15 protein-coding genes are annotated in these 13,066 nt (G+C 62.5%); 13 read left to right on the forward strand and 2 right to left on the reverse strand.

All coding sequences use genetic code 11. From position 1 onward, the window contains the following. The first annotated feature begins 26 nt into the window (after window positions 1–26). Window positions 27–461 (forward strand): thioredoxin TrxC, encoded by a 435-nt coding sequence (trxC, locus tag CKW32_RS23175; RefSeq protein ID WP_065925687.1) that lies wholly within the window; start codon window positions 27–29, stop codon window positions 459–461. A gap of 88 nt (window positions 462–549) precedes the next feature. On the opposite strand, the gene CKW32_RS23180 is transcribed toward trxC, so the two are convergent. Together CKW32_RS23180 and CKW32_RS23190 are read right to left on the reverse strand one after the other, a co-directional pair. Next, a complete protein-coding gene (locus tag CKW32_RS23180) occupies window positions 550–765 on the reverse strand; it encodes a DUF6124 family protein (protein ID WP_095186109.1) in 216 nt (71 codons plus the stop codon). A gap of 470 nt (window positions 766–1,235) precedes the next feature. After that, window positions 1,236–2,006 carry a ParA family protein gene (locus CKW32_RS23190; RefSeq protein ID WP_032890333.1) on the reverse strand — a complete coding sequence of 257 codons (771 nt, stop codon included), beginning with the start codon at window positions 2,004–2,006 and terminating at the stop codon, window positions 1,236–1,238. 337 nt (window positions 2,007–2,343) lie between these two features. Between CKW32_RS23190 and CKW32_RS23195 the strand changes: the two genes are divergently transcribed. The 12 genes from CKW32_RS23195 to CKW32_RS23250 are packed head-to-tail and all read left to right on the forward strand — an operon-like array spanning window position 2,344 to window position 13,062. Continuing rightward, on the forward strand, window positions 2,344–3,063 hold the full coding sequence (locus tag CKW32_RS23195) for a beta-ketoacyl synthase chain length factor (protein ID WP_032890331.1): 720 nt from the start codon (window positions 2,344–2,346) through the stop codon (window positions 3,061–3,063). Continuing rightward, window positions 3,039–3,851 carry a 1-acyl-sn-glycerol-3-phosphate acyltransferase gene (locus CKW32_RS23200; RefSeq protein WP_032890329.1) on the forward strand — a complete coding sequence of 271 codons (813 nt, stop codon included), beginning with the start codon at window positions 3,039–3,041 and terminating at the stop codon, window positions 3,849–3,851. Before CKW32_RS23195 ends, CKW32_RS23200 begins: the two co-directional genes overlap by 25 nt. Beyond that, window positions 3,829–4,098, forward strand: a complete 270-nt coding sequence (locus CKW32_RS23205) for a phosphopantetheine-binding protein (protein WP_010563239.1) — start codon at window positions 3,829–3,831, stop codon at window positions 4,096–4,098. The genes CKW32_RS23200 and CKW32_RS23205 overlap by 23 nt, the downstream gene beginning before the upstream one ends. Before the next feature lie 9 nt (window positions 4,099–4,107). Next, entirely contained in the window at window positions 4,108–4,362 is a 255-nt protein-coding gene (locus CKW32_RS23210) for an acyl carrier protein (protein ID WP_003187949.1), read from the forward strand. After that, the gene (locus tag CKW32_RS23215) at window positions 4,359–4,904 is read left to right on the forward strand and encodes a membrane protein (protein WP_032890326.1); all 546 of its coding nucleotides are present in this window, start codon (window positions 4,359–4,361) and stop codon (window positions 4,902–4,904) included. Before CKW32_RS23210 ends, CKW32_RS23215 begins: the two co-directional genes overlap by 4 nt. Beyond that, window positions 4,901–6,571, forward strand: coding sequence for an acyl-CoA synthetase family protein (locus CKW32_RS23220; protein ID WP_095186111.1), 1,671 nt, complete (start codon window positions 4,901–4,903; stop codon window positions 6,569–6,571). The genes CKW32_RS23215 and CKW32_RS23220 overlap by 4 nt, the downstream gene beginning before the upstream one ends. Next, window positions 6,564–7,298 carry a glycosyltransferase family 2 protein gene (locus tag CKW32_RS23225; RefSeq protein ID WP_095186112.1) on the forward strand — a complete coding sequence of 245 codons (735 nt, stop codon included), beginning with the start codon at window positions 6,564–6,566 and terminating at the stop codon, window positions 7,296–7,298. The genes CKW32_RS23220 and CKW32_RS23225 overlap by 8 nt, the downstream gene beginning before the upstream one ends. Next, the gene (locus tag CKW32_RS23230) at window positions 7,295–8,230 is read left to right on the forward strand and encodes a glycosyl transferase (RefSeq protein WP_032890320.1); all 936 of its coding nucleotides are present in this window, start codon (window positions 7,295–7,297) and stop codon (window positions 8,228–8,230) included. Before CKW32_RS23225 ends, CKW32_RS23230 begins: the two co-directional genes overlap by 4 nt. Beyond that, entirely contained in the window at window positions 8,214–9,755 is a 1,542-nt protein-coding gene (hutH, locus tag CKW32_RS23235; RefSeq protein WP_095186113.1) for a histidine ammonia-lyase, read from the forward strand. The genes CKW32_RS23230 and hutH overlap by 17 nt, the downstream gene beginning before the upstream one ends. Further along, a complete protein-coding gene (locus CKW32_RS23240; RefSeq protein WP_032890316.1) occupies window positions 9,748–10,173 on the forward strand; it encodes a thioesterase family protein in 426 nt (141 codons plus the stop codon). Before hutH ends, CKW32_RS23240 begins: the two co-directional genes overlap by 8 nt. Next, window positions 10,170–10,760: an outer membrane lipoprotein carrier protein LolA gene (locus tag CKW32_RS23245; protein ID WP_095186114.1), complete on the forward strand. Its 591-nt coding sequence runs from the start codon at window positions 10,170–10,172 to the stop codon at window positions 10,758–10,760. The genes CKW32_RS23240 and CKW32_RS23245 overlap by 4 nt, the downstream gene beginning before the upstream one ends. After that, window positions 10,750–13,062, forward strand: coding sequence for an MMPL family transporter (locus CKW32_RS23250; protein ID WP_095186115.1), 2,313 nt, complete (start codon window positions 10,750–10,752; stop codon window positions 13,060–13,062). The genes CKW32_RS23245 and CKW32_RS23250 overlap by 11 nt, the downstream gene beginning before the upstream one ends. Window positions 13,063–13,066 lie beyond the last annotated feature (4 nt).

Genomic DNA, 13,066 nt, shown 5'->3' on the forward strand with positions numbered 1-13,066 from the left:
TTTCGGCTACACCTTGAGGCCCCCCTATGTCCGACCCTCTCGTTATCCCATGCCCCCATTGCAACGGCCTCAACCGCATCCCCGGCGAACGCCTGGGTGATACGCCCAAGTGCGGGCGTTGCAAGCAACCGGTTCTACTGAGCAAGCCTTTCGAGCTGAAGCAAGGCGACTACGCCAGTCAGATCAAGGGCGATTTGCCGTTGCTGGTGGACGTGTGGGCCGATTGGTGTGGGCCGTGCAAGTCGTTTGCGCCGGTGTTCGAGCAGGCGGCCGGGCAGTTGGAAGGCAAGTGCCGGTTGGCCAAGCTGGACAGCGAGGCCAACCAGCAGCTGTCGGCGCAACTGGGGATCCGGTCGATCCCCAGTCTGATTCTGTTCAAGAACGGCCGCGAAGTGGCGCGCCAGAGCGGGGCGTTTCCGTTGCCGCAGTTGATGAGTTGGTTGCGTAGCCAGGGGGTGTAACCGGGCCTTGAGAACAAGGCTGGACAGTGTGGGAGGGGGCAAGTCGAATCGTCGCACCGCCCCTCCCACATTTGACCGAGTGTTATCTTCAGGCCACGGGGGCTTCGCGGTCCATTATCTGGCCGACCAGCATTACGCCAAGTTCGCTCAATTGGTGGATAGCCAGGGCCACGTCGCGGTGTTCGCCGGTGAGGTCGTTGGACAGGTTGAGTAACAGGGTGCGGACGGAGGAGAAGGTTTCGTAGCTGTTGAGCACGAGCGCTTCGGTGGGGAGGTTGGGTGTAACGGTATAGAGGTTAACCATGGATCGTCTCCGAGTAGTGGAGCCGCAACCGGCCGCTACTAAACGGAGGGTGGCAGCTGTACGCAGGTTAGTAGACCGGGGAGACGCAACCGGCGCGCTCGAAAGCGCCCTCCGTACAGCCACCATCAAATTCAGGAAGCTCCTGATCGACGAATTGCCGTACGTCTCACCTCGGGCTACTAAACCCGATCACTGAACATTCAGTGACCGCAGAACCTTAGAGATGCCCATCCAGACGCACAAGCCGGCGGATTCTGGCGTACCTGTAGGCAACGATACAAGCCACACCCCCTCTAGCCAGACCCTTCCTACAGCCTCTGTGGGAAAAATCCAATCCCCGACTGAAATGCAATTCAAATGTGGGAGGGGGCTTGCTCCCGATGGCGGTGAGTCAGTCAAAGTATTCGTGACTGATACACCGCAATCGGGAGCAAGCCCCCTCCCACAGGGATTCTTTGTTGCCTTCGAGGTCAGGCGTTTTCCAGCAAGTTATGCAATTCCACGAACTGTTGGGTCAGCTTGTGCCGTGGATCGAGGTGGATCAGCGGCTTGTTCTCCTGATGGGACTCGCGCATGCGCACCGAACTGGCCAGGTATACCGGAAGCACCGGCAACCCTTCGTTGATCAACTCCTCCAGCATCTGCTGCGGCAGACTCGCTCGGGCCTGGAACTGGTTGACCACGATACCTTCGACTTCGAGGCCTTCGTTGTGGTCTTCCTTCAATTCTTCGATTTCGGCCAGCAGGCCATACAGGGCCTGCCGCGAGAAGCTGTCGCAATCGAAGGGGATCAGCACACGATCAGCAGCAATCAGCGCCGAAACCGCATAAAAGTTCAGGGCTGGCGGTGTATCCAGGTAAATCCGGTCGTAATCTTCGCTCAGCTCATCCAGCAGCTTTCGCAGCTTGTTGATCTTGTGCTTGGCTTCAAGCTTGGGCTGCAAGTCCGCGAGTTCGGCCGTCGCGGTAATGACGTGCAGGTTATCGAAGGGCGTTTCGTAGATATCGACCTTGTTCTTCTTCGAAAATGGCCCGGAAGACAGCGTTTGCTTGAAAAAGTCCGCGATCCCCATGGGAATGTCGTCGCCGGTCAGCCCGGTGAGGTACTGGGTTGAGTTGGCTTGTGCATCGAGGTCCACCAACAGGGTTCGATAGCCTTCGCTGGCACTGACCGCCGCCAGGTTGCAGGCGATGCTGGACTTGCCAACGCCGCCTTTCTGATTGAACACCACACGCCGCATGGAAAAACCTCCGTGTATCAATGAATGTCCGAGTGTAGAGGGCAAAAGCGCCTGTTAGCTACCTCGTTCATCCATCCATTGCCGCACTCTAGACAGGTCGTCGCACCTCACGCACAAACGAATAGGAACGGTCCGACAATCCAACTTAGCCATCGATAAAGGACAATCTGTAAATCCTTACCAACAAATTGTATTCAGCCGTGAACAAATCTTTACCAAAGTTTGCTAGAACCCCGCGGCACCGGGATAATGCGCGCCATTCGGCTATTGCTCCCTGTCCCGGTATTCGGGGCCAAAAGCCGCACATGGAAGCCCGCAGGGGCGGGATAACTTCTCAGTGATCAACTTCAACATTGCCCAATGGCGTGCCTGGGCCCCAGGGCTGGAAAGTGCGGACGAATGGCGCGCATGGTGCCAGGCGCCGGTGCTGCTGCCCGCCAGCGATGCCTCGCCCGACGTATCCTTCTTGCCCGCCATGCAGCGCCGCCGCCTGAGCCGGCTGGCGCGCATGGCCTTCAGCGTGGGCTGGCCCCTTGCAGAAGGCCTGCAAGACCTTCCGCTGGTGTTTATTTCCCGGCACGGCGAAACCCCACGCACTCTAGACATCCTCAGCGACCTGGCCAACGAGCAGCCGCTGTCCCCGACCCAGTTCAGCCTGTCTGTGCATAACGCAGTGATTGGCCTCTGGTCGATTCTGCGTAATGAAACCAGTGAAATGACCGCCCTCGCCGCCGCCGGCGATGGCTTGGAGCACGGCATGCTCGAAGCCGCCGCGCTGCTCAATGAAGGCGCCCCGGCGGTATTGCTGGTGATCACCGAAGAACAGCCGCCCGAGGCCTACGCCAGCTGGATCGTTGACGTGCCCTTCCCCTACGCCCTCGGCCTGTTGCTCACACCAGGCGACGAGTGGCAACTGGAACTCACACCCGGCACTGTCCAAGCCAATCAAACCCAGTGGCCCCACGCCCTGAACCTGCTGCGCACCCTGCTCACCGAACAGGGCGCCTGCCAACATGCCTGGAAGAACCGTGTATGGAACTGGCAACGCAAGCTCTGACTGACAAGCCACGGGACGCCTACTACTGGCGCCTGTTTGCCACCGCCGCCAGCTTCTTCCTGTTTGGTGTCGGCGGGCTGTGCCTGCGTTTGCTGGTGTTTCCGGTGCTCAGTTGCCTGCCGGGCAGTGCCGACAAGCACCAGCGCCGTGCCCGTCACACCATCAGCAAGCTGTTCTGGTTCTTTATCCGCATGATGCATCGCGCTGGCGTGCTGACCTACAGCGTCGAAGGCGCCGAGAAACTCGGCCGCCCCGGCCAGATGATCGTTGCCAACCACCCGTCGCTGATCGATGTGGTGTTTCTGATCGGCCTGATGCGCCAGACCAACTGCGTGGTCAAGCAAAGCCTGTGGCAGAACCCGTTCACCCGGGGGCCGATACGCGATGCGGGCTATATCAGCAATGACGGCAGCGCGGAGATGCTCGATGCCGCCGCCGACGCCCTGCGCGAAGGCCAGACGCTGATCATCTTTCCTGAAGGCACTCGTACCACACCCGGCGCGGCGCCCGCCTTTCATCGCGGCGCCGCCGCCATTGCGCTGCGGGGTGCGACAATCATCACCCCCGTGGTGATCAAGGTCAGCCCAACCACCTTGACCAAAGCCGAACCCTGGTATCGCATCCCGAAACGCCGCTTTCACTTCAGTTTGCGGGTGGGTGCCGATATAGAACCACAGGCGTTCGCAGCACTGGGGCCCGCGCCTCAGGCTTCACGCAAGCTCAACGATCACCTGCACCACTATTTCATTAAGGAGCTCGCCGAAGATGAGCGACCAACACCGCCTTGAGCACGACATAAAGACGCTGATCATCGAGGCCCTGGGTCTGGAAGACATCAGCGCCGACGACATCGGTAGCGACCAAACCCTGTTCGGCGAAGGCCTGGGCCTGGATTCGGTAGACGCCCTGGAATTGGGTCTGGCGATTCAAAAAAAATACGGCATCAAAATCGATGCCGACGCCAAGGACACCCGTAATCACTTCACCAACGTGGCGAGCCTTGCGGCGTTCGTTACGGCCAGACAGGCAGCTTGAGACCGGACCATGCAAACTCGTGACGATATTTTCAACACCCTGCGCGATGCCTTGGTGGAACTGTTTGAACTACCCCCAGAGCGCGTCACCCTTGACGCCAACCTGTATCAGGACCTGGAAATCGACAGCATCGATGCCGTAGACCTGATCGACCATATCAAGCGCCAGACCGGCAAGAAGATTGCCGCCGAAGAGTTCAAGGCCGTGCGCACAGTGAACGACGTGGTAGAGGCGGTGTACCGTCTGGTCCAACCCGCCGCATGAGCCGGCTGATCGGCCTTGGCCTGTTGTTGGCGGGGCTGCTGTACCCCTTTGCGGTGTATTACGGCACTGAGCATTTTGCGCCGTGGCAATTCGGGCTGCTGCTGGGCAGCCTCTGGCTGTTGCGCGCGTTCATCGGCGCACCACGTCCCGGCAGTCGCTGGATGGCGTTGGCGATGATCGTGTTTTGCCTGTTACTGGCTTGGTTCGACAGCCCGCACTTGCTGCGCTGGTACCCGAGCCTGGTCAGTGCCTTCATGCTCGCGCTGTTTGGCCTGAGCCTGAAATACGGCCCGCCGATGGTGGAGCGCCTGGCACGCATGACCGACCCGGAGTTACCGCCCAACGCGATTGTGTATACCCGCCAGGTCACCGTGGTGTGGAGCGTGTTTTTTCTGTGTAATGGCCTGCTCGCTGCCGCCCTAACCTTATGGGCGCCACTGAGCTGGTGGACGTTGTACAACGGCCTGATCGCCTACGGATTGATGGGGCTGTTGTTTGCCGTGGAATGGCTTGTACGACAAAGGGTTCGAGGCCGCATATGAATGGGTTGAAACTTGAGCACTTGCTGCTTGAGCCGCTGCAACAGCGTTTGGTGACCACCGAACCTGCAATGAATCACGCCCAACTGTGGGAACAATCACTCGGCCTGGCCGCGGGCCTGCAAGCGCGCGGTATTCGGCGTCTGGCGGTGCATCTGGAAGATGCCGGCGTGCTGGCGATCGCCCTGCTGGGCGCCTGGCGCGCAGGGGTCAGCGTACTGCTTCCCGCCGATCTGCAGCCCCAGACCCGCCAACGCTGGGCCGATGCCGTCGACGCCTGGCTGGTCGAACCCGCCGATCTCGACGCGCTGTACCAGGCGCCGTTGCCTGCTGCCGCGCTCGACCTGGACACGTGCCAACTGAGCCTGTGCACCTCCGGCTCCAGCGGCGAGCCCAAGCGTATCGACAAAACCCTGCGCCAATTAGCCAACGAGGTTCAAGCGCTGGAAGCCTTGTGGGGTGCGGACCTTAAAGACGCCTGCATCATCGGCAGCGTCGCCACCCAGCACATCTACGGGTTGCTGTTCCGGGTGCTGTGGCCGTTGTGCGCCGGTCGTACCTTTGTGCGCAAGCAACTGGCCTTTCCCGAAGACTTGCAACGCGCCAGCCGCGAACACCCTCAATTTGCCTGGGTGGCCAGCCCGGCACTGCTCAAACGCATGGGCGACAACCTCGACTGGCCCGCGCTGAGCCAGGTGTCGCGAGTGTTCTCTTCCGGCGGCGCCTTGCCCGTCGAAGCCGCCGCCAGTCTTTACGAGCGTTTGCACCAATGGCCGACGGAAATTCTCGGCAGCTCGGAAACCGGCGGCATCGCCTGGCGCCAGGGCGCGCAACCCTGGCAGCCGTTTGCCGATGTGCAACTGAGCCAGGACGCCGACGGCGCTCTGCGCATCGCCTCGCCTTACCTGCCAGCAGGGCATATTGAACAGACCGCTGACGCTGCACATATCCATGCCGATGGTCGCTTCGAGCTGCTGGGTCGCCTGGACCGCATCGTCAAGCTGGAAGAAAAACGCATCTCCCTGCCGATGCTGGAACAAGCGCTGATGGCCCACCCATGGGTCGCGGAAACGCGCCTGGGCGTGGTGCAAGAAAACCGCGCGTCACTCGGTGCCCTAGTGGTATTGAGCGCCGAAGGCCTACACGCCCTGCGCAACCAGGGCCGCCGCAGCCTCACTCAAACCCTGCGCCAGCATCTGAGCCAGCATTGCGAAGCCCTGGCCCTGCCCCGTCGCTGGCGCCTGCTGCGACAGTTGCCGTTGAACGCCCAGGGCAAACTGCCCCAGGCCGATGTGGCCGCGCTGCTGCTGGCGCCACGGCCAAAGGCGCCGGAGGTGTTGGGGCAGATCGAAGCCGATGGCGAATGGACCGTGCAACTGAGTGTGCCGCCGGACCTGGCCTACTTCAGCGGGCACTTCCCGGTCACCCCCGTGCTGCCGGGCGTGGTGCAAGTGGAATGGGCGTTCAACCTGGGCCAGCACCTGCTCGACCTGCCCGCGACCTTTGCCGGGATGGAAGTGCTCAAGTTCCAGCAACTGATACGCCCCGGCGATCGTATCGAATTGCACCTGCGCTTCGACCAAGAGCGCGGCAAGCTGTATTTCGCCTACCGCAACGGCGTCGCGGCCTGCTCCAGTGGGCGGATTCTGCTGGAGACTGTCGATGCATAACCCCTGCGCCCTGATCCCGGTCTACAACCACGAAGCCGCCGTGCCCGCCGTGGTCCAAAGCCTGTTGAACAGCGGCCTGCCCTGCCTGTTGGTCGACGACGGCAGCAGCCCGGCGTGCGCGGCGGTGTTGGCGCAATTGGCGACCCTCAATAACGTGACTCTGCTGACCCTGCCACACAACCAAGGCAAGGGCGGCGCGGTCATGGCGGGTTTCCGCGAAGCTGCACGCCTTGGCTATTCCCACGCCCTGCAAGTGGACGCCGACGGTCAGCATGATTTGCGCGAAGTCGAAACGTTTGTCGATACCTCGCGCAGGCACCCCGACGCTATTATCTGCGGCTACCCCGAATACGATGAAAGCGTGCCCAAAGGCCGCTTGTACGCGCGCTACCTGACCCACGTGTGGGTGTGGATCAACACGCTGTCGCTGCAGATCCGCGACTCGATGTGCGGCTTTCGCGTCTACCCGCTGACACCGGTGCTGGCGCTGATGGACTCGGCCTACATTGGCACGCGCATGGACTTCGACTCGGACATCCTGGTGCGCCTGGCATGGCGTAATCAGCCGATGCGCTGGCTGCCGACGAAAGTGCATTACCCCACCGACGGCCTGTCGCACTTTCGCCTGTTCCACGACAACGTGCGTATCAGCGCCATGCATACGCGGCTGTTTTTCGGCATGTTGGTGCGCGCGCCGATGATCCTGTGGCGACGGTGGAAGGCATGAGCGACAACACGCAACACTGGGCCGACCGCGAAGAACGCGGCAGCTACTGGCTGATGAAATTCACCGCCTTCGCGGCCAAAGTCCTCGGCCGACGCCTGCTGAGCCCGGTGCTGTACGGCATCGTGCTGTACTTTTTCCTGTTCGGCCGAAGCGCGCGCCAGAGCGCCTGGCAATACCAGCAGCGCCTGGCCGAATGGAGCGGGCGCGATGAGTTACGCCCCAGCCACCGCAAAGTATTCGGCCAGTTCATGGCCTTTGCCGATTCCCTGCTCGACAAACTCGACGTGTGGAACGGCAAGCTGCGCCTGGAACAAATCGAAATCAACGACCCGGCGAAACTACGCGGGCAACTGCGCGGCGAGCGCGGCCAGATGCTGGTCGGCGCACATTTGGGCAACCTCGAAGTGTGCCGCGCGCTGGCGGAAATCGGCGAAAAGGTCACCATGAACGTGCTGGTGCACACCAAGCACGCCGAACAATTCAACCGCCTGTTGGGCGAAGCCGGGGCGAGTCATCTGCGCCTGATCCAGGTCAGCGAGCTGGACCCGGCGACGATGTTGCTGCTGAGCCAGCGCCTGGACGAGGGAGAGTGGCTGGCGATTGCGGGCGACCGCGTGCCGCTGCACGGCGGGCGCACGGTGCGCGTGGATTTCCTCGGCCATGACGCCGCATTCCCCCAAGGCCCGTGGCTGCTGGCCGGCCTGCTCAAATGCCCGGTCAACCTGCTGATGTGCCTCAAGCACACTGGGCGTTATCGCCTGACTATCGAACCGTTCACACCCTTGATCGAATGGAAGCGCAGCACCCGCGAGCAGGTCATCGCTCAGTGGACCTCACGCTACGCCGCACGCCTGGGCCAGTTCTGCCTGGAAGCGCCCCAACAATGGTTCAACTTTTACCCTTTCTGGAAGACCGATGACGACGCATCTTGAGCCGGTAACCTTTGGCGAACGCCCCCTGCGCATCGAAGACGTGCTGGCCCTGGCCAACCGCCAGGCGCCCACCCAGTTGCAGAGCGACGCCGCGTATCGCCAGCGCATCGCCAAAGGCGCGCAGTTCCTCGACTCGCTGCTGGACAAAGAAGGCGTGATCTACGGCGTGACTACCGGCTACGGCGACTCGTGCGTGGTCGCAGTGCCGTTGCAACACGTCGAGGCCCTGCCCCGTCACCTGTACACCTTCCACGGTTGCGGCCTGGGTAAATTGCTCGATGCACAAGCCACCCGTGCCGTGCTGGCCGCGCGGTTGCAGTCGTTGTGCCACGGCGTTTCAGGCGTGCGCGTGGAGTTGCTGGAGCGCCTGCACGCGTTCCTCGAACACGACGTGCTGCCGTTGATCCCGGAAGAAGGTTCGGTGGGTGCCAGCGGTGATCTGACGCCGCTGTCCTACGTGGCCGCGACCCTGTCCGGCGAGCGCGAGGTGATGTTCCGTGGCGAACGTCGCCAGGCCGCCGACGTGCACCGCGAGTTGGGTTGGGACCCGCTGGTTTTACGTCCGAAAGAAGCCCTGGCCCTGATGAACGGCACCGCCGTGATGACCGGCCTCGCCTGCCTCGCCTTCGCCCGCGCCGACTACCTGCTGCAACTCGCCACACGCATCACCGCGCTCAACGTGGTCGCGCTGCAAGGCAACCCGGAACACTTCGACGAGCGCCTGTTCGCCGCCAAGCCGCACCCTGGGCAGATGCAAGTCGCCGCCTGGCTGCGCAAGGACCTGGCGATCGACGCGCCGACCGCGCCGCTGCACCGCCTGCAGGATCGCTACTCGCTGCGCTGCGCGCCCCACGTCCTCGGCGTGCTGGCGGACAGCCTGAACTGGCTGCGTTCGTTTATCGAGATCGAGCTGAACAGCGCTAACGACAACCCGATCATCGACGCCGAAGAAGAACGCGTGCTGCACGGTGGGCACTTCTACGGCGGTCATATCGCCTTTGCCATGGACAGCCTCAAGACCCTGGTGGCCAACGTAGCTGACCTACTCGATCGCCAACTCGCGTTGCTGGTTGACGTGCGTTACAACCACGGCCTGCCGAGCAACCTGTCTGGCGCGCCAGCCGACCGCGCGATGATCAACCATGGCTTCAAGGCCGTGCAGATCGGCACCAGCGCCTGGACCGCCGAAGCGCTGAAAAACACCATGCCGGCCAGCGTGTTCTCGCGCTCCACCGAGTGCCACAACCAGGACAAAGTCAGCATGGGCACCATCGCCGCCCGCGATGCAATTCGCGTGTTGGAGCTGACCGAACAGGTTGCCGCCGCCACCTTGCTCGCCGCCAACCAAGGTGTGTGGCTGCGCGCCCAGGCCGAGGATGCGCGGGCGCTGCCACCGGCGTTGGCCGCCATGCATGAGGAAATGGCCAAGGACTTCCCGCCGGTGATCGAAGACCGCGCCCTGGAAGGCGAACTGCGCCTGTGCCTGCAACGCATCGCCGAGCAACACTGGAGGCTGCATGCGTAGCCCCGGCGTACTGCACTGCGACACCGAAATCCTCGTGCCATTTTTCGACGTCGACACCATGAACGTGGTGTGGCACGGGCACTACGTGAAGTATCTGGAAGTGGCGCGCTGCGCGCTGCTGGACAAGATCGGCCACAACTACACGGCGATGCTCGAAGCCGGCTATGCCTGGCCGGTCATCGACATGCAACTGCGCTACGTGCGCGGCGCGGTGTTCGGCCAGACGATCAACGTGCGCGCCAGCCTGGTGGAATGGGAGAACCGCTTGAAGGTCAATTACCTGATTACGGACCTGGCCAGCGGCGAGCGTTTGACCCGCGCCACTACCGTGCAAGTGGCGGTGGAGATGGCCAGCCGCGAGATGCAGTTGGCCTCACCCAAAGTGTTCACAGATGCGGTCGAGAGGGCCCTGGCATGAGAGCGATCATCCTGTTTGTGGGCCTGCTGCTGAGCGTCAGCGCCCACGCCTTCGACCTGCAACAACTCAGCGATCAGTTGGCAAAACCTTCCGTGATCCACGGCAGCTTCACCCAGGAAAAACACCTGCGCGCCCTGCCACAGCCCTTGGTCAGCAAGGGTACTTTCGTCCTCGCCAAAGACCACGGCCTGCTATGGCTGCTCAAAACCCCGTTGCAACAGGACTACCGCATCAGCGCCCAAGGCATCGCCCGGCGTGAAGCCAATGGCTGGCAGACACTGCCAAACAAGAGCGCCGGTGCCGAGCAGAATCGGTTGTTCCTCGCCGTACTCCAGGGCGACAGCAGCGGCTTGCAGCGGGATTTCGAGCTGCAACTGCAAGGCGAGGCTACGCAATGGAAGCTGACGCTGATCCCTCGGTCGCTGCTGCTGAAACAAGTGTTCACCCAGATCAATATCGACGGCGGCGCGCTGGTGCAAAAAATCGAACTGCTGGAAACCCAAGGTGACAGTACCGTACTGCGCATGCAGGACAGCACCGCCGAACAACCGTTGAGCGACGCGGAGCAACACGACTTTGCCCAGTGAGCGCCTGTTACCGCGCCTGTTCCTTATCCTGCTGGTGGCGGTGCTGGCCCTGGCCGGCTGGCAGTGGCGCCACGGTGCGCCGCTGTCGGCCAACCTGATGGAACTGGTGCCGGGCAGCACGCCGAACGCCTTGGAACTGCAAGCCGAACAGCGCATGCAGGAACCGCTGAACCGCGAGATGCTGGTACTGGTGGGGCATGCCGACCGCCAGCAAGCGGTGGCTGTGGCGCAACAGTTGGGCGAGCGCTGGCAGGCCAGTGGTCTGTTTGAAAAGGTGCAGTGGAACCTGCAAGCCGACTTGCCGGCACTGCGCGAGCAATTGCTGCGCGGCCGTTTGGCGATGCTCTCGACCAAGGACCGCGAGCAACTGATCGAACACCCCGAAGCCTTTATCCAGCAGCGCGTGCAGGCGCTGTTCGACCCGTTCACCGGCTTCAGCCTGGTGCCGAGCCAGGATGACTGGCTGGGCCTGACCGGACGCATCCAGAACAGCCAGCCGCAACGTGGCTCGGTGCAGTTGGATATCGGCAGCGGCGCGTTGATCGCCGATGCCGACGGCAAAAGTTGGGTGTTGCTGCGCGCGCGCACCACCGGCAATGCCTTTGATATGAAACTGCCGCTGCAAGTAGCGGATTTGCTCCAGGCCAGCCGTGAACAGGCCGGCCAACAAGGCGCGCAACTGCTGGCGGCCAGTGGTTTGTTATACGCCGCCAATGGTCAGCAGCAGGCCACACGGGAAATCACCTGGGTCGGTGGCGGCGCGACCGTGGGCATCCTGCTGTTGCTGTTGCTGGCGTTCCGCCGATGGCGGGTATTACTGGCTTTCGTGCCGGTACTGGTGGGCATGCTGTTTGGCGCCGTGGCGTGTGTGGCGCTGTTTGGCCATATGCATGTGATGACATTGGTGCTTGGCTCCAGCTTGATTGGCGTCGCGGTGGATTACCCGCTGCACTACCTGTCAAAAAGCTGGAGCCTCAAGCCCTGGCGCAGTTGGCCGGCGTTGCGCCTGACCCTGCCAGGGTTGAGCCTGAGCCTGGCTACCAGTTGCATCGGTTACCTGGCGCTGGCCTGGACGCCGTTCCCGGCGCTGACCCAGATCGCGGTGTTCTCCGCGGCGGGCCTGGTCGGTGCGTATCTGTCGGCCGTGTGCCTGTTGCCGGCATTGCTCAAGGGCGTCGAACTGCGTCCGGCGCAATGGCCGCTGCGTATCGCCGAATGCCTGTGGCAGATTCGCGCCGCGTTGCTCACGCGCGTGCCGAGCCCGGTGCTACTGGCGCTGGTGTTGCTGTTTTGCGCCGGTGGCCTGTGGCAGCTCAATAGCAAAAACGATATCCGCCAGTGGATCGGCGCGCCGCCGCAGCTGCTGCAAGAAGCCCAGGCCGTGGCGCGCATCACAGGTTTCCAACCCACCAGCCAGTTCTTCCTGGTGCGCGCCGAGAATCAACAGCAATTGCTGGAGCGCCTAGCCGCGTTGGGCCAGCGCCTGGATCAATTGGTGAATATGGACAAGCTCCAGGGTTACCTGGCGCTCAATCAACTGGTCAACCTGCCCGCCGAGCAGCAACAACTGCGCGAAGCACTGAACACACTGCCACAGCATTGGCAGCCGCTGCTGGACCTCGGCGTGCCGGCCAGCGCCCTGCAAGCTGAAGTTGCGCAGTTGCAAGCGCTGCCCACCGAAGACATTGACGCGGCACTGGCAGGCCCGATGGCCGAACCCTGGCGCACACTGTGGCTCGGCCCGGTGGACGGCGGTGTTGCAGCGATGGTCAGCCTGCAAGGTCTGAACAACCCAGCGCTGTTGCGGGTGCAGGCCGTGGACTTGCCGGGCGTGCAGTTGGTGGATCGCCTCGGTGATCTGAACCGCGTCTTCGCCGCCACCCAGATCAGCGCCGCGGAACTGAAATTGATGTCGTGCGTGCTGATCGTGTTGCTGCTGATCCTGCCGTTTGGTTTCGGCGGCGCCCTGCGCATCGTTGCACTGCCATTACTCGCCGCACTGTGCAGCCTGGCCAGCCTCGGTTGGCTGGGCCAGCCGCTGACATTGTTCAGCCTGTTCGGCTTGCTGCTGGTGACGGCGATCAGCGTCGACTACGCGATCCTGATGCGCGAGCAGATCGGCGGTGCTGCCGTGAGCCTGCTGGGTACACTGCTTGCGGCGCTGACAACGTGGTTGTCGTTCGGCCTGCTGGCGGTGTCCAGCACGCCCGCAGTGAGTAATTTCGGCTTATCGGTCAGCCTGGGCCTGGCATTCAGCTTTATGCTGGCGCCCTGGGCTGGCCATCAGAAACACGCCTTATGAATCG

Origin of the sequence: Pseudomonas sp. Irchel 3H9 (assembly GCF_900187495.1) — a bacterium.
Taxonomy (GTDB): domain Bacteria; phylum Pseudomonadota; class Gammaproteobacteria; order Pseudomonadales; family Pseudomonadaceae; genus Aquipseudomonas; species Aquipseudomonas sivasensis.

Bases quoted from the DNA above. Each gene is read 5' to 3' on its own strand.
- trxC (WP_065925687.1), top strand. From the start codon at position 27: ATGTCCGACCCTCTCGTTATCCCATGCCCCCATTGCAACGGCCTCAAC.
- CKW32_RS23180 (WP_095186109.1), bottom strand. From the start codon at position 765: ATGGTTAACCTCTATACCGTTACACCCAACCTCCCCACCGAAGCGCTC.
- CKW32_RS23190 (WP_032890333.1), bottom strand. From the start codon at position 2,006: ATGCGGCGTGTGGTGTTCAATCAGAAAGGCGGCGTTGGCAAGTCCAGC.
- CKW32_RS23200 (WP_032890329.1), top strand. From the start codon at position 3,039: ATGGAACTGGCAACGCAAGCTCTGACTGACAAGCCACGGGACGCCTAC.
- CKW32_RS23205 (WP_010563239.1), top strand. From the start codon at position 3,829: ATGAGCGACCAACACCGCCTTGAGCACGACATAAAGACGCTGATCATC.
- CKW32_RS23210 (WP_003187949.1), top strand. From the start codon at position 4,108: ATGCAAACTCGTGACGATATTTTCAACACCCTGCGCGATGCCTTGGTG.
- CKW32_RS23215 (WP_032890326.1), top strand. From the start codon at position 4,359: ATGAGCCGGCTGATCGGCCTTGGCCTGTTGTTGGCGGGGCTGCTGTAC.
- CKW32_RS23220 (WP_095186111.1), top strand. From the start codon at position 4,901: ATGAATGGGTTGAAACTTGAGCACTTGCTGCTTGAGCCGCTGCAACAG.
- CKW32_RS23225 (WP_095186112.1), top strand. From the start codon at position 6,564: ATGCATAACCCCTGCGCCCTGATCCCGGTCTACAACCACGAAGCCGCC.
- CKW32_RS23230 (WP_032890320.1), top strand. From the start codon at position 7,295: ATGAGCGACAACACGCAACACTGGGCCGACCGCGAAGAACGCGGCAGC.
- hutH (WP_095186113.1), top strand. From the start codon at position 8,214: ATGACGACGCATCTTGAGCCGGTAACCTTTGGCGAACGCCCCCTGCGC.
- CKW32_RS23240 (WP_032890316.1), top strand. From the start codon at position 9,748: ATGCGTAGCCCCGGCGTACTGCACTGCGACACCGAAATCCTCGTGCCA.
- CKW32_RS23245 (WP_095186114.1), top strand. From the start codon at position 10,170: ATGAGAGCGATCATCCTGTTTGTGGGCCTGCTGCTGAGCGTCAGCGCC.